Source organism: Prauserella oleivorans, from assembly GCF_042685745.1.
GTDB lineage: Bacteria > Actinomycetota > Actinomycetes > Mycobacteriales > Pseudonocardiaceae > Prauserella_A > Prauserella_A oleivorans.
In genome coordinates, this window is the sequence record NZ_JBHUNT010000001.1 from 843,556 (window position 1) to 862,552 (window position 18,997).

The window sequence follows — 18,997 nt, forward strand, 5'->3', positions numbered from 1 at the left end:
CGTCAGCTGACGGCGAGCCTGCCCGGTGCGTCCTCGTCGAGTGCGCCGCGGAGCGCGTCGAGGGGTAGGCCGACGGCGTCGGCCACGGCCACGACCGTGAAGAAGGCAGGCGTGGGGATCCGCCCGGTCTCGATCTTGCGCAGCGTTTCCACCGAGATGCCCGCCTCCGCGGCGACCTCCACCATGCTCCGGGCGCCACGTGCCTCGCGCAGGAGGGCTCCCAGCCGCTCGCCGCGCGCGCGTTCGGCATCGCTCAAAGGCACTCGCACCACGGCCCCGATACTAATACCGGTTCCGGGCCGGCACACAGCTTGTGGACAACTCTGTGCACATCCTGTGGATCGGTCGCGGCGCCCGAATCCGTTGCGAACCCGAGCACGACGAGGCCCGCCTCCCCGCGTCTGCGTATGCGAGGAGGCGGGCCTCGGCGGTCGCCGCCCTACGCCCCGGGCGGCACAGGAAGCGGCATGCCCTCGCAGGTGGTGTCCTCGGGCACGACGCCGTCGACGAGGTAGTCCTCCACCACGTCGTCGGCACAGGCGTTGCCGCCGGCGTAGATGCCGTGGTCGCCCTCGTCGGTGATCGTCAGCATCCGGGAGCCCTCGAACCGTTCGTGGGCGCGGCGCGCACCTTCGATCGGTGTGGCGGGGTCGTTCTCGGACTGGACGATCAGCACGGGCGGCACCCCCTCGCCGTCGAGCTCGGGCAGGTCGATCGGCTTGTTGTCCCAGAAGATGCACGGCTGGACCAGCCAGCCCCAGCCCATCAGCGGGTACTGCCTGCCGAGCCGCTCCGACTGCCAGACCACGGTGCTCCGGTTGCCGAACCACGGCCCCTCGTTGCAGGGAATGGTCCAGAAGCTCGCGTCGTAGGCGTCGTCATAGCCGTGCGGCACGATCAGCGGCTGCGGGCCCACGGCCTTGACCTCGGCCAGCATCTCCTCCACCCGCTCGAGCGCCGAGACCTCCTGGTCGGCGCTGCGGCTGCCCTGGGTGAGGGTGCGCAGGGATACGAGGTAGTCGGCGAGGGCCGGGAAGGACTGCTTGTCGTAGAGCTGGCCCGCGATGGCCGAGTCCAGTTCGTTCGGGCCGACCTTCTCGCCGTCGAGTTCCACGGGTTCCTTGGCCAGCGCCGCCCGGACCTCCTCGTAGGTCTGCCGAGCCTCCTCGCCGGAGGTGCCGAAGTGGTACAGCCGGTCGTAGGAGGCCAGCCACGGCAGGAAGTCCTCGCGCCAGCGGCGTTCGAAGCCGAGCGGCTGCCAGTCGAACGAGCGCTGCCAGGTGGTGGTGAACTCGGTCGCCGAGTCGAGCACGAACCGGCCGGTGTGCTCGGGGAAGCGCTGCGCGTAGTGCGCGCCGAGCCAGGTGCCCGCCGAGTAGCCGACCCAGTTGATGCGGTCTCGGCCGAGCAGCGTCCGCAGCAGGTCGATGTCGTGGGTGGTCTGGAACGTGTTGATGAGCGGGCCGAGCTCGCCCGACTTCACCTGGCAGGAGTCGGCGGCGTACTCGGTGGCGTCGAGGATGAGCTTGAGGTTCTCGCGGCTGCGGTCGCGTGGGTCGAGCGAGCTGCCCGTGCCGATCGCGCCGCCGCACGTGATGTTGGTGCTCTGGCCCGTGCCGCGCGGGTCGAAGCCGATGATCTCCTGGTGCTCGCGCAGCCGGTCCTGGTTGCGGAGCCGGGCCGGGAAACTGCGGCCGGGTGCACCGGGGCCGCCGGGGTTGGTGATGACGCTCGCCGTCGCGGTGCCGCCGGTGGCCTTGAGCCGGCTCACCGCGATGGTCAGGTCCACTCCCTCGTCCGGTTTGTTCCAGTCGCGCGGCGTGAGGTAGGTGGCGCACTCGATGTCCTCCGCGCCGGGTGGCGGTGGCGCGGGCAGTTCGTCGCCGGTGCAGCGGTGCCAGTCGAGTGTCTGCTCGGCGTAGCGGTCCGGGATCTCGGCCCTGGCCGGTGTCCGCGGCTGCTCGGGTGCGGCGACGACCGGCGCCGCGGTGGCCAGCAACGAGCCTGCCATCGCCGGAACCACCACGGCGAGGCGAAGTTTCCTCATGTTCATGTGCCCCTCAAGATCGACGATCGCCGGACATTCAAACTGCCCGGCACCGTCGGGGCAACCGTTCGTCGGTCGGTTTGGTGAGTCCTAATTGGGCAAACGGGACGAACGGAGTCCGCGCACCGGCTTCGTCACCGGCTCGACCGTCTCGGCGTAGCAGGTGATGTTGGTGAAGCCGTAGCGCCAGTTCACCTCATCGGGCCAGCGCCACGATGCGGTGACGTCGTCGCGCTCGGCACCGACGTACTCGCGGACCGCCCGCGTGCACGCGGGCCTCGCGCGGTCGTTGAACGCGCGCTCCGACGGGAACGGCTCGGCGGGCCTGCCCATCGCCACCGTGCCGACGGCCTCCCCGCTGTGGGGCCGATCGCACGACACGAGCCGTGGGAGCTCCTGGGACGGCCGGGTGGCCGAGCACACCTGGAACTCGTACAGCCCGTCGCCCGCCAGGGCGTTGCGGACGGAACCGGTGCGGGGCAGGGCCGACCCGTCGGCACCCAGCTCGGCGACGCCGCAGCGGTACCAGCGCTTACCGGCGGTCCAGTCCTCCCGGCCGGCCCACAGCAGCCAGGCGCCGAGGGTCGACGCGTCGTAGTCCTCGTTGCCGAGATAGTCGGCCGCCGCCTGCCTGCACTCGGGGAACACGGCGGCGAAGACGGTGTCGCGGTCGGGCGGCTGCTCGGGCATGCCCCCGCCGAACGTGCCCTCCGCGGTGATCTCCACCGTGTGCGGCTGCCTGCAGTCCACGGGCGTGACGTCGTTGCCGTTGACGCACTGTCCAGGGCCGGCGACCACCGGCTCGGGGCCGGCAGGGTTGTCGGGCGGCGACGCGTTCTCGCTCGGGCGCGGCTCGGCCGCCGTCGCCGGCCCCGACTCCGCCGTGCCCGCCACCTCGGCCGAGCATCCGGTCAGCGCCAGCACGACCGCCGCGGCGGCCGCGATCACCACTCGCCCATGTCTCGCCATCGGCACCGACCCTACCGAGGCCGGTGGTTCAGCCTTTAAGGTCAACGCCGCATTACTCGTGAGTATCCACAACCTACGACCGGAGCTGGTGAAGTCCTATGGCAGCGCACGCCGGCAAGACCGGGAACGGGCTGCGGTTCAACGCATGGAACCTGCTGCTCCTCGTTCCCCTCTGGATCCTGATCACCCCGCTGTACAACCGCGAGGAGCCGAGGTTGTTCGGCATGCCCTTCTTCTACTGGTGCCAGTTCGCGGGCATCGCGGTCGGTGTGCTGTGCACCGCACTCGTGTACCTGAAGACGCGGAGCCGGCCCGTCGTTCCGGCACCCGGTGCGGGCCCCGACGTGGACGACCTCGATGAGGGGGCCCGCCGATGAGCGACATCCAGTGGCCCGAGCTGCTCGTCTTCTGCGCCCTGTTCCTCATGGTCACCGTCATGGGGTTCGCGGCGGCCCGCTGGCAGGCCGGTCAGACGCTGGACCACCTGGACGAATGGGGCCTCGGCGGGCGCAAGTTCGGCTCGTGGATCACGTGGTTCCTCATCGGCGGTGACCTCTACACCGCCTACACCTTCGTCGCCGTCCCCGCGCTGATGTTCGGTGCGGGTGCGATGGGGTTCTACGCGCTGCCGTACACGATCATCGCCTACCCGATCGTGTTCCTGCCGCTGCTGCGGCTGTGGTCGGTGTCGCGGGCGCGCGGCTATGTCACGCCCGCCGACTTCGTCCGCGGCCGGTACGGCTCGCCGCTGCTGGCCACGCTCGTGGCGATCACCGGGATCGTGGCGACCATGCCCTACATCGCGCTGCAGCTCGTCGGCCTGGAGTCGGTGCTGCGGACGATGGGGTTCAACGCGGGCGGCTTCCTCGGTCACCTGCCGCTGCTGATCGCCTTCGTGATCCTGGCGCTCTACACCTACCAGTCCGGCCTGCGGGCGCCCGCGCTGATCGCGTTCGTCAAGGACCTGCTGGTCTATCTGGTGATCCTGGTGGCCGTGGTCTACCTGCCGACGAAGCTCGGTGGCTGGGGCGAGATCTTCGGTGCCGCCGAGCAGAAGTTCGCCGCGTCCGAGTCGGCCACCGACGGGGTGCTGCTGAATGCCAACAACCAGCTGCAGTACCTGACACTGGCCCTCGGCTCGGCGCTGGCGCTGTTCCTGTACCCGCACTCGGTGACCGGGGTGCTGGCCTCGCGTGGCCGGAATGTCCTGAAGCGCAACATGTCGGCCCTGCCCGCGTACTCGCTGCTGCTCGGGCTGCTGGCGCTGCTCGGGTTCGTGGCCGTCGCGGCCGGCACGGAAGCCCTCACCAACCAGGCGACCGGCAGGCTGGACACGAACACGATCGTGCCGAAGCTCTTCGACGACCACTTCCCGTCCTGGTTCGCGGGCATCGCGTTCGCCGCCATCGGCATCGGCGCGCTCGTGCCCGCGGCGATCATGTCGATCGCGGCGGCCAACCTGTGGACCCGCAACATCTACAAGGAGTTCCTCAAGCGCGACGCCACCCCGGCCCAGGAAGCCAAGCAGGCCAAGCTCGCCTCGCTGATCGTCAAATTCGGCGCGGTGGCGTTCATCGTGTTCATCGACCCGCAGTTCTCCATCGACCTGCAACTCATCGGCGGCGTGATGATCCTGCAGACGTTGCCTGCCGTGGCCATCGCGCTGTACACGCGCTGGCTGCACCGGTGGGGGCTGGTCGCGGGCTGGTTCGTGGGCATGTTCTGGGGCCTGTTGCTGCTCTACAACATCCCCAACCCGGCCACGGGCAAGGAGCACTTCGGTGGTTCGGCGCTCGCGCTGGACAAGCTGAACATCCTCGGGTGGCAGCCGTTCGCGGGCTCGCAGGTGCAGATCTACGTCGGCATCGTGGCGCTGCTGGCGAACCTGCTGGTCGCCGTGGTGGTGTCGGTGATCGCGCGGCGGCTGAAGGTGTTCAACGGGCTCGACGCGACCGACGACGCCGACTACCACGTCGACGAGGGCGACAAGGACCTGCGTCCGGTCGCGGTGCACTAACGCGCGTGGCCGGCGACGCCGGTGCACTCGGCGAGCCGGCGGCGCAGGAAGCGGCGCTGTGGTTCGGGACCCGGCAGGGCGAGGGCGGTGCGGTAGTACGCCGCCGCCCTGTCGGGTTCGCCCGCCCGCAGCCACAGCGCACCCAGCGCGGCGGGCAGCGAACGGTGACCCGCCAGCCGTGGATCGTGTTCGAGGCGTTCCAGTTCGGCGATCCCCGCGGCCGGACCGTCGACCATCGCCAGGGCGATCGCCCGGTTCAGCAGGGTGACCGGCGACGGCCGCAGGGTGACCAGCCGGTCGTACAGGCCGAGGATGCGCGGCCAGTCGGTGCGCGCCGGGGCGTCGCTCGCGACATGACACAGCGCGATGGCCGCCTCCACGTGGTAGGCGGACAGTTCCGGCCCGGTGCACGCCGCCGCGAACGTCCGGGTGCCCTCCGCGATCAGCGCCCGGTCCCACAGCGACCGGTCCTGCTCGGCCAGCAGCAGCACGTCACCGGAGTCGTCAACGCGGGCCGGTAGCCGGCTGGCCTGCAGCAACAACAGCCCCACCAGCGCGCGGGCGCGTGGCAGGTCGGTGCGCGGGTCGGCGAGCAGGAGCCGCCCGAGCCCGATGGCCTCGCCGCACAGCTCCCCGCGCACGGCGGCGTCTCCACTCGTGGCGTCGTACCCCTCGTTGAACAGCAAATACAGCACCGCCAGCACGCTGTCCACGCGTGCCTCGAGGTCCTCGGCGGGCGGCAGCTCGAGCGAGTGCCGCGCCCGCAACCAGCGTTTCGCCCTGGTCAGCCGCTGCGCGACCGTGGCGGGTTTGGTGAGCAGCGCCGCCGCGATCTCGTTCACCCCGAGCCCGCCGACGGTCTTGAGCGTCAGCGCCACCTGCGAGGTCTGCGGCAGCTCGGGGTGGCAGCAGAGCAGGATCATGGCGAGCTCGGCGTCGCCGCTGCCGGGTCCGGCGTCCGGGTCGAGCTCGGTGAGCAGCGGCAGCTTCGCCCGCAGCGACGCCTCCCTGCGGATGAGGTCGAGCGCCCGGTTGCGCGCGGCCCGGAACAACCAGCCCCGCGCGTTGTCGGGGACGCCGGTGTGCGGCCACGTCCGCAGCGCCTGCTCGAAGGCGTCGGCCATGGCCTCCTCGGCGAGGTCGAGCCGGGACGGGCCGAGCGTGCGGGCCAGCGTGGCGACGATCTGCCCGGCGCTGTGCCGGAACAGGTGCTCCACCACGCCGGCCGGCTCGCCCATGGTTAGTCCTCGCAGCCGTTGTCGCCGACCTTGCGCACCTCGATCGGGCCGAACCGCAGGTGCGGGTGCGTGCCGAACACCTTCTCGGCCTGGTCGAGGTCGTCGGCCTCGATGACGATGAACCCGCCGACGATCTCGGTCGCCTCGGTGTGCGGGCCGTCGGTGCTGGTGAGCTCGCCGCCCGAGGAGCGCACCACCCGGCCCTTGGTGGCGGAGAGCCCTTCGGAGATGACGAGCCTGCCTTCCTTTTCCAGGTCCTCGCTCCAGCGGAAGTAGGCCTCGAGAGTCCGCTGCGCCTCGTCCGGGCTCACCCCGGCGTAGGCGTCCTGGGTGACGCGGAGGAATCCGGCGTACCTGGGCATGGCTGCCTCCTTGGCGTGGTGCCTTCAATGGTCACCCCGAAGACGAACGAGGACACCCCGATTCGACACGGCTAGCGTGAGGGTCATGAGCGAGCGAGTGAGCCGGTTCGGCGTGGTCGACATCGAAAAGCTGCCCGACGACCTGCGCGAACGCGTCGGCGAGATCGCCGAGAAGTCTGGGTTCGTGCCGAACATCTTCCGGGCTCTGGCGCACCGGCCCGAGGAACTGAGGGCGTTCCTCGACTACCACGACGCGCTGATGAACCGCGCCGAGGGCCTGAGCAAGGCCGAGCGGGAGCTGGTGGTCGTGGCGACCTCGGGAGCCAACCACTGCACATACTGCGTGGTGGCGCACGGCGCGATCCTGCGCATCAGGTCGAAGGACCCCCAGCTGGCCGACCGCGTCGCGAGCAACCCGTGGGGTGCGGAGCTGCCGGACCGGCAGCGGGCGATCGTCGACCTGGCGCTCGCGCTGGCCCACGACTCGGCGAAGTTCGGGGAGCGGCACGTGGCCGCGGCACGCGAGGCGGGTCTGACGGACGACGAGATCTGGGACGTCGGCGCGATCACGGCGCTGTTCGCGATGTCGAACCGGCTGGCGCATCTGACGGCGCTGGCGCCGAACGCGGAGTTCTACACGATGGGCCGCTGACCGGCCCTGAACATTGGAAACCCCGTGATGCTGCCAGGTCGGGGGTCCGCCAGCATCACGGGGTCATGGGGGGTATCGACGCCGCACTCGGCGGCGTTACACCCGAAGGCGAGTGTAATTCAGATCACGCGCGCGACGCGGGGCGGCGGTAACCGCGTGTCTGGGCGATGGACATGAATTCCTGGCGAACGGTCGCGGCGGTCGCGGTGTCGATCGCTCGGTTGATCGCGCGGCGGGTACGGGCCTGGGCTCGACGGGCACGGAGTCGGGCGGCGATGTTGTCCATCGGGTTTGCGGCATCTCCTTGGAGTCTCGACAACTTCCTTTACATCCCTTATTATGCGCCACCCACGTCCAGATTGCCAGCGATTATGCGGTGAGATGGCTTACGTGCCGAACAATCAACGGCAGTGGCGGCATCATTGGCGTAGTCCATCAGGAGGCGGACGAGTCTGGGTGGATCTAGCCCTTTCTAGTGGAAGGGCTAGAGACCAGTAGACGGCCCGATCGAACCCGGCGCTGTGGTTCGAGTGCCGTGATTCGAGTGCCGTGGTTCGAGTGCCGTGGTGGCGGGGCCGTGGCTTCCGCGCGGCTCACTCCCGCTCGGCGACCGTGTGCGCCAGATCGCGCAACCAGCTCAGCCGCTCGCGGAGCTGCCGCACTTCGAGGTCCAGCAGTGCGGGGCCGAAGCCATGGCGGGCGTCGGGCATGTCGCTGATCGCCTCCAGTGCCGCGATCCGCTCATGCAGGTGCCGGGCGTGGCCGGCCAGCTTGGCGCCGAGTTCGGCCGGGCCGAGGTGATGGGCGAAGAGCAATTTCACCAGCGGATGGTCGGTGTAGAGCTCGTGCAGCGGCGCCACGGACTCGTCCGCGTCCGACCGGAGCCAGTGCAGGAACTCCTGGGTCCCCGACTCCGTCGCGGCGTAGACGCGGCGAGACCGTCCCCCGCGGCCGGGCTCGTCCCGGCCGGTCACCCGGCCCTCGGCCTCGAGCTTGGCCAGCAATGGGTACAACACCCCGTCATTGACGCGTTGTTCCCGCGGCACGCCGGGAGCCAGTCGCGCCTTGAGTGCGTACGCGTGGTCAGGACGGTCGGTGAGGAGACCGAGGACGAGATGTCGTAGCGCCATTACCTACATTCTAGGTAATCTGGCCGCATGGACACCTCAGCTCTTTCCTCGGCGAGTCTCACCGTGTCGACCGAGGGGTCCGTGACCGTCGTGCGTATGCACCACGGCGAGGACAGCCGCTTCCACCCGCTGCTGCTCGACGCCCTCGACGGTGTCCTGACCTCCATCGAGGACGGTGACGAGGCCGGTGCCCTGGTGCTCACCGGCACCGGCAAGTTCTTCTCCAACGGCCTCGACCTGGAGTACCTGGGGTCGCATCCCGACGACGCCGAGGCGACGCTGGCGCGGGTCCACGGCCTGTTCGCGCGCGTGCTGGCGCTGCCGGTGCCGACCGTCGCCGCCGTCAACGGCCACGCCTTCGCCGCCGGTGCGATGCTCATGCTGGCCTGCGACGTCGCGATCATGCGCGCCGACCGCGGCTACGTTTGCCTGCCCGAGTCCGACCTGGGGCTGCCGTTCACGCCGGGCATGAACGCGTTGCTCACCGCGCGACTCAGCCCGCCGGTGGCCCACGAGGCCATGGTCACCGGGCGCCGGTACCCGGCCGCGGAGGCGAAGGCCGCGGGCATCGTCTCGGAGGTCGCCGCGGAGGCCGACGTGCTCGGCGACGCCGTCGCCCGCGCCGCCTCGCTGGCCGGCAAGCCACGGCACGCACTGGGACAGATCAAGCGGGACCTCTACCGGAGCGCGCTGGACGTGCTCACCGGTTCGACGGTGGGCTCGTAACCCCGTCGGCGCGGTCCGGGATCCTGCGCAGGGTCGCGAGGTACCGCAGGTGGGTCTCGGCCGCCGCGCGGCGCCTGGCCGGCCTCGCGCGCCTCGATCGCGTCCACGTGGCGGTGTGCCGGCCGCGGCTCGTGCCCCACGCGGCGTGCACGTCCGGTCAGGCGCGCGCCACCCAGCGGACGACCGGGTGCGGGCCGGCCAGATCGGCCAGCACGAGGTCGGCTCGCCTGCCGGCGGCGAGCCGACCACGGTCGTCCAGTCCGACGGCGTTCGCCGGCCCGCTCGTGACGAGCCCGATGGCCTCGGGCAAACCGAGCACGCCGCGCTCGGCCAGGTGGACAGCCGCGGGCAACAGGGCCGTGGGCAGGTAGTCGGAGGCGAGTGCGTCGACGAGCCCGGCGGCGGCCAGTTCGGCGGCCGAGACGTTGCCGGCGTGCGAGCCGCCGCGGACGACGTTCGGCGCACCGGCCACCACGAGGACGCCCGCTTCCCGCGCACGTTCGGCGGCCGCGCGCGTGGTGGGGAACTCCGCGACGCGCCCGCCCCGGTCGAGCAGGGCGTCGACGGCCTCGGCGCTGTCCAGATCGTGGCCCCACAGCCGGATCCGCCCGGCCCGCGCCAGCTCGCCGAGCCAGTCGAGCGTGTCGCGGCCGGCGGCGCAGGCCCGCTCCCGGCTCGCCTGCCACCACGCGACGTGCTCCGCCGCGTCCGCCGCGGTCATGCCCTCGCCGACCTCCAGCCAGTGGCGCATCGTTGCCGGATCGGCGTACTGGCCCTGCCCCGGCGTGTGGTCCTCGTGGGACACCACTGGAAGGTCGCCGGCAGCCGGCTCGGCCAGGCGCTTTTCCAGTTGTTCCCGTCCGGACACACACCGCACGTCCAGCCGGTGCAGCACCCGATGGTCCACGAGCGCCCCGGCGCCGTTCGCCGCGTCGACGGCCGGGGCCAACTCCACCGCGCGGGGCGAGTCGATCGGCAGGCCGACCGCACTGCGCTCCTGGTAGGCCAGGCCGTGGTAGGCGGTGGTGATGCCCGCGGCGCGGAGCCGGGCGCTCGCCGAGGCGAGGGCGAGCCCGGGAGCGAGCGAAGCGCCCGGACGCGGGTGGCACTCCTTGTTCAGGGTGTCGCTGTGCACGTCGATCAGACCGGGCAGCAGGTGCAGCCCACCGCCGTCGACGTCGGTCGAGGCACCGCGTGGATGGGGCCCGACGTCGACGATCACGCCGTCGCGCACCACGACCCGCGCGTCCTCGACCACTCGGTCGGGCAGGACTGCGCGGACGTGGCCGAGGTCGTAGTCGGCGGGCGTGGTGAGCAGCCAGGGTGACATGCCGATGAGCCTGTCCGGACAACTCGTCCAGAAGATGAACGACGCTTTGCCCCGGGTTCACCTCGTGCGGGCGGCGCGTTCCCTCGCGTGCCGCACAGTCGTGGTCGCGCGTTCGAGCACCGATCCCGGCCGCCGCGGCGCCGACATCGAAGGGACCTGACCATGACCCCACCGCAGTACCGCCTGGCCTGCCTCGACATGGCCGGCACCACTGTCTGTGACGACGGAGCGGTGATGGCGGCCTTCGGCACGGCTCTCGACGCCATCGGCATTGCCGACGGCACACCGGAGCGGCAGAAGGCGGTCGACTACACGCTCGAGACGATGGGCCAGTCGAAGATCGAGGTGTTCCGCGCCATCGCCGGCGACGAACAGGCCGCGCAACGGGCCAACGCCGCGTTCGAGGCGGCCTACCTCGACTCGATCCGCTCCGGTGGCGTCGCCGGGATCGACGGCGCCACCGACGCGATCCGGACGCTGCGCGAAGCCGGCACGAAGGTGGCGCTGACCACGGGATTCTCCGTCGAGACCCGGGACGCGCTGCTCGACGCGCTCGGCTGGCGCGACGTTGCCGACCTGGTGCTGTCCCCCGCCGACGCCGGTCGTGGCCGCCCCTACCCGGACATGATCCTCACGGCCGTCATCCGACTGGCCGTGGACGACGTTCGCCAGGTCGCCGTCGCCGGCGACACGACGTCCGACCTGCTGAGCGGCCACCGGGCCGGAGCAGGCGTCGTCGCCGGTGTCCTCACCGGCGCCCACACCGAGGCCGATTTCGCCACCGTTCCGCACACCGACGTGCTCGGATCCGTCGCCGACCTGCCTGCGTTGCTCGGAGCCGCCCACGCCTGAGCGCACCGCACCCGCATCCGTTGATCCGAATTCCGATCGAGATTCGAGGACTGTGACATGACTGCCACCCCGACCACCCGCCGGCTGCTCGCGGCCCTGGCCGCGACCGGCCTGCTCCTCGGCGGCTGTTCCGGCGACTCCGGCGGCGAGGCGGCCGCGAACGAGAAGGGCTTCCCCGAGACGATCGTGCTCGGCGCCATCCCGGCCGAGAACTCCACCTCGCTGGCCGCGGGCTACGACCCCATCGTGAAGATGCTCGAGGACGAGACCGGTTCCACGGTGGAGGTCAGCCAGGCCTCCGACTACGCCGGCGTGATCGAGGGCCTCATGGCGGGCAATGTCGACATCGCGTTCCTCGGCTCGTTCGGCTACGTCATCGCGACCGAGAACGGCGCCGAGATCACGCCGCTCGGCGCGGTCACCGAGACGAAGGACGAGGAACCGGGGTACTACTCGTTCGGCATCACCCGGGCGGACAACGTCGAGATCAACAGTCTGAAGGACTACGCGGGCAAGGACGTCTGTTTCGTCGACCCGGGCTCCACGTCGGGCTACCTCTACCCGACCGCGGGCCTGATCGAGGCCGGTGTGGTCGATTCGGCGGCCGAGAGCGCGATGTCGAAGTCGCTCAAGCCGGTCTTCGCCGGTGGCCATGACGCCTCGGCCCTGGCCGTGAAGAACGGCGACTGCGACGCCGGGTTCTCCATGCAGAGCATGGTCGAGCGCACCCTGATCGACAGCGGCGACCTCACGCAGGGCGAGCTGAAGAAGGTCTGGCAGTCCCCGAAGATCTCCGGCTCGCTGTTCGTCGCTCGCAACGGGCTCGGCAAGGACGTCGTCGCCAAGCTCACGAAGCTGATGACCGAGAAGGCGAACGCGGACTACCTGCGCTCGCAGGGATTCTGCGAGGGCGACTGCCTGCTCACCGACGAGGACGCCTGGGGCGTCAAGCCGGCCACCGATGCCGACTACGACGGCGTGCGCGAGGTCTGCCGGCTGACCCAGGCGGAGGCCTGCCGTGGCTGAGCTCCAGGACGGGACGGAGACCGCACGGACTGTCGTCCGCACCCGCGGGCTCGTCAAGCGGTTCGGCACCACCACCGCGGTCGCCGGCGTCGACCTCGACATCCGGGCCGGCGAACTCGTCGTCCTCCTCGGGCTGTCCGGCTCGGGCAAGTCGACGCTCCTGCGCTGCCTCAACGGCCTGCATCCGGTGTCCGAGGGCGAGGTCGTCGTCCACGACGTCGCCGTCCACGAGTGCCGGCCCGCGCAGCTGCGGCGACTGCGGACCGATGTCGGGTTCGTGTTCCAGCAGTTCAACCTCATGGGCCGGCTCACGTGCCTGGAGAACGTCCTCATCGGAGCACTCGGCCGGGTACGCGGCCCGCGGTACGGGCTGCTGACGTGGCCGGCGCGGCTGAAGCGGGAGGCGCTGGGCCACCTCGATCGGGTCGGTCTCGCCGACCAGGCCTACCAGCGCGCCGACACCCTGTCGGGTGGCCAGCAGCAGCGGGTGGCGCTCGCCCGGACGCTGATGCAGGGGCCCCGGCTGGTGCTCGCCGACGAGCCGGTCGCCTCCCTGGACCCGGAGAACTCCGACGCCGTGATGGATCTGCTGCGTCGCGTGTGCCGCGAGGACCGGCTCACGGTGTTGTGCAGTCTGCACCAGGTGGAGCTCGCCCTCGGCTGGGGCGACCGGCTGGTGGGCCTGCGCGCCGGGCGGAAGGTGCTCGACCGGCCCGCCGCCGACGTGTCGCGAGCCGAGGTCATGGACGTCTACCGCCGCCTGGAACCGGCGGCCGACGAGGTCGCCGTCGCCTGATGTCCACGCTCACCCCACCCCAGCTCACCGCGCGCGGCGAGCGCGCCACGGTCCGCCCGCCGAACCGGCACCGGCGGATGCTGACGGTCGTCGCCGTCACCGGCGTGCTCGCCACCGTCGCGTCGTGGTGGTACCTCGGCTTCTCGCCTGCGCTGCTCATCGAGGGAGCCGACGCGGTCGGCCGGCTGCTCGAGCGGATGCTGCCGCCCGTCGCCGAGGAACCGGGCCGGACGGTCGACCTGGTCGTCGAGACGCTGCTGATGGCGCTGCTCGGCACCGTGCTCGCCGCGGCCATGTCGATTCCACTGGCCTTCCTGGCCGCCAGGAACACGACGCCGCACCCGGTCGTCATGGCCGCCGCCCGGGGCGTCATCACGTTCTGCCGGGCCGTGCCCGACCTGGTGTTCGCGGTCGTGTTCGTCCGGGCGCTGGGTATCGGGGTGCTCGCCGGTGTCCTCGCGCTGGCCCTGCACTCCATCGGCATGCTCGGCAAGCTGTTCGCCGACGCCATCGAGGAGATCGACGAGGGCCCCCGCGAAGCGGTCCGCACTACGGGAGCGGGCCGGCTCAGCGTCCTGATCAGCGGGGTCGTTCCTCAGGTGGTGCCGTCCTGGATCGGCACCTTCATTCACCGGGTGGACATCAACCTGCGGATGTCGGTGGTGCTGGGCTTCGTCGGCGCCGGAGGCATCGGGTTCGCCCTGCAGAGCACGCTGCGGAGCCTGTCCTACGACTCCGCTCTGGGCATGATGCTGGCCGTTCTCGTCGTGCTCGCCGCGATGGAGGTGGCCACGGTCGTCCTGCGCCGGCTCCTGCTGCAGCCCTCGCCCCGGCAGCAACACCGCGAACGGCGCACCCGCTGGATCTTCGGAATCGGCCTGGTGGTGGCCACCGCGTACGCGTTCGTCGAGCTCCGGATCGATCCGCTCGCGGTGGTCACGTCGATCCCCGACCTCGTGGACGCGGCCGCGCGGCTGGTGCCGCCCGACTTCGGCCGGGTCGGCGACCAGCTGTGGGAGGCGGTCCTGCAGACCATCGCCATCGGGGTGTTCGCGACCGCGGGCGGCATCGTCCTGTCGATTCCGGTCGGCCTGCTGGCGGCGCGGACCGTGGCGCCGCACCCGGCCGTCGCCTGGGCCGCCCGCGGCCTGATGCTCGCCGTGCGCAGCGTGCCCGAGCTGATCCTCGCCGTCGTGTTCGTGGCGGCGGTCGGTCTCGGCCCGGTCGCGGGTGTGTGCGCCCTGGGCATCGGCTCGATCGGGTTCCTCGGGAAGCTGGTCGCGGACGCGGCGGAGGAGATCGACCCCGGGCGGGTCGAGGCGGTACGCGCGGTCGGCGGCGGCTGGTGGCAGGTGCTGTTCTCCGCGGTGCTGCCCCAGGCCATGCCGAATCTGGTCGGCTCGTCGCTGTACCTGCTCGACGTCAACATCCGGCAATCCACCGTGCTGGGGATCGTCGGCGCCGGTGGTGTCGGCTTCCTGCTCTACGAGGCCGTCCGCACGCTCAACTTCGAGTTCGCCGGCGCGATCATCCTGATCGTTTTCATCATCGTCTACGTCATCGAAAGGCTCGCGGGATGGATCCGCTCGCAGGTCATCTGAACGGCCCGGCGGCGCCGACGCGGGCACCGGCGCCCGCCACGACGGTGGCCGCCGTCTGGCATGGCGGCACCTCGGTGGCGCTCGAGGAGGTGCGGGTGCCCGAGCCCGGGGCCGGGGAACTGCTCGTCGCCGTCGACCTGGCCACCGTGTGCGGCAGCGACCGGCACACGGTCAGCGGCCGGCGCAGCGCCGCCTGCCCGAGCGTGCTCGGACACGAGGCGGTGGGCCACGTCGTCGCGGCGGGCGCGGGCGCACCGGCCGCCGTCGGTGACCGTGTGGTGTGGGGCGTGACGGTCAGCTGCGGCGCCTGCGACCTGTGCCGGAGCGGTCGCACAGCCAAGTGCCGGCACGTCCGCAAGATCGGCCACGAGCCGTTCGACGCGGGCTGGCCGCTGTCCGGAGGGTTCGCCGGGCACATCCTGCTGCCCGCGGGAACCACGGTCGTGCCGGTGCCGGTGGACCTGCCGGACACGCTGGCCGCGCCCGCCGCCTGCGCGACGGCGACGGTGATGGCGGCCCTCGAGGCGGCCGGGTCGCCCGCCGGTGCCCGGGTGCTGATCTGCGGCGCGGGCATGCTGGGGTTGACTGCCGCGGCGATCGCCGCCGACCGCGGCGCCGCCACCGTCGTGGTCACCGATGTCGACCCGGACCGGCGCGCGCTCGCGACCGAGTTCGGGGCCACCGACACCAGGCACGCCGCCGAACCACTGCCCGCCGTCGACGTCGCGGTGGAGCTCTCCGGCGCCACCAGCGCCGCCGCGAGCGCACTCGCGGCGCTCGACATCGGAGGGCGGCTGGTCCTGGCCGGAGCGGTCACGCCCGTCGCGCCGGTGGCGGTCGACCCGGAACGCGTGGTGCGGGGCTGGCTGACGATCACCGGAGTGCACAACTACGAGCCGCGTCACCTGCGCCAGGCGATCGACTACCTCGCCGCGAGCCGCGAGCGGTGGCCGTGGGAGACGCTGGTGAGCCCGGCCGTCCCCCTCGCCCGGGTCGGCGACCTGCTCGCCGGGCCGAACCAGCGGGTGCCCCGGCTGGCGGTGGCTCCGTGAGCGCCGACCTCGTCGTGGTCGGCGGCGGAATCGTCGGGCTCGGCCACGCCGTCGAGGCCGTGGCCCGCGGTCTCACCGTCACCGTCGTGGAGCGGGAGGACCGGCCGCTCGGCGCGTCGGTGCGCAACTTCGGCCACGGGTGTGTGACCGCCCAGGAGGGAGTGGCGTACCGGCACGCGCTCGCCGCCCGGGACCGCTGGCTCACGCTTGCCCGGCGCGCCGGGTTCTGGGCGGCCGAGACGGGAACCGTGGTGGTCGCGCGGGCCGAGGACGAGCTCGAGGTGCTGGAGTCCTTCGCCGCCGAACGCGATGGTGCCGGTGTCACCATGCTGACCGCCGCGGAGGCCGACCGCCGCGCCGGCACCGCGGGCGCGCTCGGCGGCGCCTACCTGGAACGCGACATCCGGGTCGATCCGCGGGCCGCGGTGCCTGCCATCGCCCGCTGGCTCGCCGAGCAGCCCGGCGTCACGTTCGGGTGGTCCACGAGCGTGCTCGGCGTCGAGCCCGGCGGGGTCCGCACCAACCGGGGCGACATCGAGGCCCGGGAGGTCGTGGTGTGCATCGGCCACGACCTCGACCGGCTGTTCCCCGGGCTCGCCGCCGATGCCGGCGTCCGCCGCTGTGCGCTGCACATGCTGCGGGTGGCGGCGCCCGCGTACCGCACGCGGGCCGCCACCGAGGCGCCGGCCGTGCTCACCGGGCTGTCCATGCTGCGCTACGCCGGTCTCGTCCGGCAGCCTCCGTCCGCCCGGCTCAGGGCCCGGCTGGCCGCCGAGCGCCCGGAGCTGCTGGAGCTTGGGGTGAACCACATGTTCACCCAGCACCCGAGCGGCGACCTGCTGATCGGCGACACGCATGCCTATGGCGCGAGCGTCGACCCCTTCGCCGCCGAGGACGTCGACGAGCTGATCCTCGACGAGACGGCCCGGCTGCTGGGGACACCGTCCCTGCGGGTCCGGGAACGCTGGCGCGGGGTGTACGCCTCGGCGCCCGGGGAGTTTCTGGTGCGGCAGGTCCAGCCGGGGTGCACCGTGGTCGCGGTGACCGCCGGGATCGGGATGACGACCGGGCTCGGGCTGGCCGCGCACGTGGTCGACCAGCTGGTCACCGACCGCGTGCCGACGCCGTAGCGGCGTCAGCCCGGCGCGTCCTCCCCGGCTTCCAGCACGACGCGGATCGCGTCCGCCCGGATCCAGCGCTCGGTCAGGCACACCGGTGCGCCGGTCGCCTCGTCGGTGTTGAGCGACTTGACGAACCACACCGGCGCCCCGGGGTCGATGGCGAGTTCGTCGGCGACCTCCTCGCAGGCGGCTTCCATGCTGGCGCGGACCCAGCTACGGGCGGGCACCACGCCGCCGACGGTGCGGATGATGTGGTCCAGCGACTCGGACACCCGCACCGCGGTCGGCAGCTCGGGCACGGCGGCCGCCGCGACCCACTCGGTGCCCCACGAGGCAGGCAGGTCGTCGGTGAACGACCGGCGCTGCAGCCGCCACACCGGGGTCCCCTCTTGCATGCGGAGTTTGCGCGCCACCTCGGCCGGCATCGGCACCGAGGTGCAGGAGCGCACCACCGTCCGGGGTGTCGCACCCGCCTCGCGCAGCGTCTGGCTCCACGAGGGCGGGCGGCGGCTGGAGATCAGGTAGTCGACCCGCCGGGACGTGAAGGTCCCCAGGCCGCGCACCCGGCGGACGAGAAACTGGCGCTCGAGCTCCTGGACCGCGGCCCGGGCGGCCGCGCGGCCGACCCCGAACCGTGCGGCGATCGCCAGCTCACCGTCCACTTTGGTACCGGGTGGAAGATCGGCGATCTCGGCGGCCAAGGCCGCTGCGATGTCCCGGTACTTGGCTGACGCCACGGCCTCACTCTGTCACCCACACGGGCGGCCGGCATAGCCCTGCCACCAAGAGTTCGACTGACCGTCACCAAGGTCCGGTTTCGCCGGTCGACGGCGATCCGGACCTCAGTCGAAGCGGTTCAGCAGGTAGTTGCCGAAGTGGGGGACCGTGAACGCGATGTGCCCGCGCTCGGCGGAGTAGACCAGCCCCTTCTTCATCAGGCTGTCGCGTGCGGGCGAGAGCGACGACGGCTTGCGGCCCAGGAACACGGCGACGTCGGAGGTGCCCGCGCTCTCGTCGCGGCCCTGCGTCAGCTCCGCCATGGCGCGCAGGTACTCGCGTTCGGCGGGCGTGGCCCGTTCGTACCGGGAGCCGAAGAACCCGACCGCCAGTTCGGCCTGCGCCTCCGGTGCCGCGACGCGCACGTCCTCCTCGGTGATCGGGTTCGACGGTGCGGCGTCCCATGCGGCCTTGCCGTAGGCCTGGATGAAGTACGGGTAGCCGCCGGATGCGGAGAACAGCGCGTCGAGGGCGTCCGGCGTGATCTCGGCGTCCTCGCGCTGCACCGGCGCGAGGACGGCGCGGTCGGCGTCGTCGCGGCTCAGCCGGTCGATGCGGGTGTAGCGGAACAGCCGTTCCGAGTACGACTTCGACGCCGACAGCACCGCGGGCACGTGCGGGAGCCCGGCGCCCACCACGACCAGCGGCGCGCCGGACTGGGACAGCTCGTGGCATGCCGCGCACAACGCCGACACGTCCTGCGGCCCGAGGTCCTGGATCTCGTCGATCAGCAGCGCGACACCCGTTCCCACGTCGGTCGCCAGCTCGGCGACCTCGGTGAACAGCTCCACGAGATCGATCTCGATGTCCCCGGAGTCGGCGCGGCCCTGGGCGGGCGGGACGTCGATGCCGGGCTGCCAGCGGTCGCGCAGCTTGGCGTCGGGCTTGTTGGACTTGAGCGCGAACGCCTTGAGCACGGCGAGCACCTCGTCCACGCGGTCCGGTGCGCGATGCCGGACGGCGAGGTCGCGCACCGCGCGGTGCAGGGCCGCGGAGAGCGGCCTGCGCAGGTCGGCGTCCGGCCGCGCCTCGACCTTGCCCGCGCCCCAGCCGCGCCGGATCGCCATCGAGCGCAGTTCCCCCAGCAGCACGGTCTTGCCGACTCCGCGCAGGCCGGTGAGCATCAGGCTGCGTTCGGGCCGGCCGCGGGAGACCCGCTCCAGCACCACCTCGAAGGCGTCGAGCTCGCGTTCGCGGCCGGCGAGTTCGGGCGGGCGCTGGCCCGCGCCAGGGGCGAACGGGTTCCGCACGGGGTCCATTCCTACGACCGTATTGGCTTCTCTAGCTCAGACTCGATATTG

The 18,997-nt window shown here is 71.8% G+C and carries 21 protein-coding genes; 11 read left to right on the forward strand and 10 right to left on the reverse strand.

Annotated elements, in window-relative coordinates:
- Window positions 1-2 precede the first annotated feature (2 nt).
- The 3 genes from ACFSZT_RS04145 to ACFSZT_RS04155 all read right to left on the reverse strand — a co-directional run bounded on the left by ACFSZT_RS04145 (window position 3) and on the right by ACFSZT_RS04155 (window position 3,016).
- A complete protein-coding gene (locus ACFSZT_RS04145) occupies window positions 3-272 on the reverse strand; it encodes a helix-turn-helix domain-containing protein (RefSeq protein WP_377395718.1) in 270 nt (89 codons plus the stop codon).
- Window positions 273-439: 167 nt separating this feature from the next.
- Complete coding sequence (locus tag ACFSZT_RS04150) at window positions 440-2,047, reverse strand: alpha/beta hydrolase (protein WP_377395721.1); 1,608 nt, start codon at window positions 2,045-2,047, stop codon at window positions 440-442.
- Between the two features lie 90 nt (window positions 2,048-2,137).
- Complete coding sequence (locus ACFSZT_RS04155; protein WP_377395723.1) at window positions 2,138-3,016, reverse strand: septum formation family protein; 879 nt, start codon at window positions 3,014-3,016, stop codon at window positions 2,138-2,140.
- 98 nt (window positions 3,017-3,114) lie between these two features.
- Here ACFSZT_RS04155 and ACFSZT_RS04160 point away from each other — a divergent pair, with 98 nt between their 5' ends.
- On the forward strand, window positions 3,115-3,393 hold the full coding sequence (locus ACFSZT_RS04160; protein ID WP_377395726.1) for a DUF3311 domain-containing protein: 279 nt from the start codon (window positions 3,115-3,117) through the stop codon (window positions 3,391-3,393).
- On the forward strand, window positions 3,390-5,033 hold the full coding sequence (gene mctP / locus ACFSZT_RS04165; RefSeq protein WP_377395729.1) for a monocarboxylate uptake permease MctP: 1,644 nt from the start codon (window positions 3,390-3,392) through the stop codon (window positions 5,031-5,033). The genes ACFSZT_RS04160 and mctP overlap by 4 nt, the downstream gene beginning before the upstream one ends.
- Here the strand turns inward: mctP and ACFSZT_RS04170 are convergent.
- Together ACFSZT_RS04170 and ACFSZT_RS04175 are read right to left on the reverse strand one after the other, a co-directional pair.
- Window positions 5,030-6,271: an RNA polymerase sigma factor gene (locus ACFSZT_RS04170; RefSeq protein ID WP_377395732.1), complete on the reverse strand. Its 1,242-nt coding sequence runs from the start codon at window positions 6,269-6,271 to the stop codon at window positions 5,030-5,032. The genes mctP and ACFSZT_RS04170 overlap by 4 nt on opposite strands.
- Window positions 6,272-6,273: 2 nt before the next feature.
- Window positions 6,274-6,633, reverse strand: coding sequence for a YciI family protein (locus ACFSZT_RS04175; protein ID WP_377395735.1), 360 nt, complete (start codon window positions 6,631-6,633; stop codon window positions 6,274-6,276).
- A gap of 85 nt (window positions 6,634-6,718) precedes the next feature.
- Here ACFSZT_RS04175 and ACFSZT_RS04180 point away from each other — a divergent pair, with 85 nt between their 5' ends.
- Window positions 6,719-7,285, forward strand: a complete 567-nt coding sequence (locus tag ACFSZT_RS04180; RefSeq protein ID WP_377395738.1) for a peroxidase-related enzyme — start codon at window positions 6,719-6,721, stop codon at window positions 7,283-7,285.
- 124 nt (window positions 7,286-7,409) lie between these two features.
- Here the strand turns inward: ACFSZT_RS04180 and ACFSZT_RS04185 are convergent, their stop codons facing one another.
- Together ACFSZT_RS04185 and ACFSZT_RS04190 are read right to left on the reverse strand one after the other, a co-directional pair.
- Window positions 7,410-7,571 (reverse strand): hypothetical protein, encoded by a 162-nt coding sequence (locus ACFSZT_RS04185; protein WP_377395741.1) that lies wholly within the window; start codon window positions 7,569-7,571, stop codon window positions 7,410-7,412.
- 307 nt (window positions 7,572-7,878) lie between these two features.
- Window positions 7,879-8,415: a helix-turn-helix transcriptional regulator gene (locus tag ACFSZT_RS04190; protein WP_377395745.1), complete on the reverse strand. Its 537-nt coding sequence runs from the start codon at window positions 8,413-8,415 to the stop codon at window positions 7,879-7,881.
- Between the two features lie 27 nt (window positions 8,416-8,442).
- Here ACFSZT_RS04190 and ACFSZT_RS04195 point away from each other — a divergent pair, with 27 nt between their 5' ends.
- Window positions 8,443-9,141 (forward strand): enoyl-CoA hydratase/isomerase family protein, encoded by a 699-nt coding sequence (locus ACFSZT_RS04195; RefSeq protein WP_377395748.1) that lies wholly within the window; start codon window positions 8,443-8,445, stop codon window positions 9,139-9,141.
- A 157-nt stretch (window positions 9,142-9,298) separates the two neighbouring features.
- Here ACFSZT_RS04195 and ACFSZT_RS04200 read toward each other — a convergent pair whose 3' ends face one another.
- Complete coding sequence (locus tag ACFSZT_RS04200) at window positions 9,299-10,471, reverse strand: alpha-D-ribose 1-methylphosphonate 5-triphosphate diphosphatase (protein WP_377395751.1); 1,173 nt, start codon at window positions 10,469-10,471, stop codon at window positions 9,299-9,301.
- On the opposite strand from ACFSZT_RS04200, the gene ACFSZT_RS04205 reads away from it, so the two are divergent.
- From ACFSZT_RS04205 to ACFSZT_RS04235, 7 genes are read left to right on the forward strand one after another with little or no spacing between them, the layout of a single operon-like run.
- Window positions 10,470-10,631, forward strand: coding sequence for a hypothetical protein (locus ACFSZT_RS04205; RefSeq protein ID WP_377395753.1), 162 nt, complete (start codon window positions 10,470-10,472; stop codon window positions 10,629-10,631). The genes ACFSZT_RS04200 and ACFSZT_RS04205 overlap by 2 nt on opposite strands.
- 2 nt (window positions 10,632-10,633) lie before the next feature.
- Window positions 10,634-11,323, forward strand: coding sequence for a phosphonatase-like hydrolase (locus ACFSZT_RS04210; protein WP_377395756.1), 690 nt, complete (start codon window positions 10,634-10,636; stop codon window positions 11,321-11,323).
- A 57-nt stretch (window positions 11,324-11,380) separates the two neighbouring features.
- Entirely contained in the window at window positions 11,381-12,349 is a 969-nt protein-coding gene (locus ACFSZT_RS04215) for a phosphate/phosphite/phosphonate ABC transporter substrate-binding protein (RefSeq protein ID WP_377395759.1), read from the forward strand.
- Window positions 12,342-13,145, forward strand: coding sequence for a phosphonate ABC transporter ATP-binding protein (gene phnC / locus ACFSZT_RS04220; protein ID WP_377395762.1), 804 nt, complete (start codon window positions 12,342-12,344; stop codon window positions 13,143-13,145). The genes ACFSZT_RS04215 and phnC overlap by 8 nt, the downstream gene beginning before the upstream one ends.
- Window positions 13,145-14,746 carry a phosphonate ABC transporter, permease protein PhnE gene (gene phnE, locus ACFSZT_RS04225; protein ID WP_377395766.1) on the forward strand — a complete coding sequence of 534 codons (1,602 nt, stop codon included), beginning with the start codon at window positions 13,145-13,147 and terminating at the stop codon, window positions 14,744-14,746. Before phnC ends, phnE begins: the two co-directional genes overlap by 1 nt.
- Window positions 14,722-15,798, forward strand: coding sequence for an alcohol dehydrogenase catalytic domain-containing protein (locus ACFSZT_RS04230; RefSeq protein ID WP_377395769.1), 1,077 nt, complete (start codon window positions 14,722-14,724; stop codon window positions 15,796-15,798). Before phnE ends, ACFSZT_RS04230 begins: the two co-directional genes overlap by 25 nt.
- Window positions 15,795-16,928 (forward strand): TIGR03364 family FAD-dependent oxidoreductase, encoded by a 1,134-nt coding sequence (locus tag ACFSZT_RS04235; protein ID WP_377395772.1) that lies wholly within the window; start codon window positions 15,795-15,797, stop codon window positions 16,926-16,928. Before ACFSZT_RS04230 ends, ACFSZT_RS04235 begins: the two co-directional genes overlap by 4 nt.
- Window positions 16,929-16,933: 5 nt before the next feature.
- Here the strand turns inward: ACFSZT_RS04235 and ACFSZT_RS04240 are convergent, their stop codons facing one another.
- Both ACFSZT_RS04240 and ACFSZT_RS04245 read right to left on the reverse strand, forming a co-directional pair.
- On the reverse strand, window positions 16,934-17,656 hold the full coding sequence (locus ACFSZT_RS04240; RefSeq protein ID WP_377395775.1) for a GntR family transcriptional regulator: 723 nt from the start codon (window positions 17,654-17,656) through the stop codon (window positions 16,934-16,936).
- Window positions 17,657-17,761: 105 nt separating this feature from the next.
- Window positions 17,762-18,955 carry an AAA family ATPase gene (locus ACFSZT_RS04245; protein ID WP_377395778.1) on the reverse strand — a complete coding sequence of 398 codons (1,194 nt, stop codon included), beginning with the start codon at window positions 18,953-18,955 and terminating at the stop codon, window positions 17,762-17,764.
- Window positions 18,956-18,997: the final 42 nt, after the last annotated feature.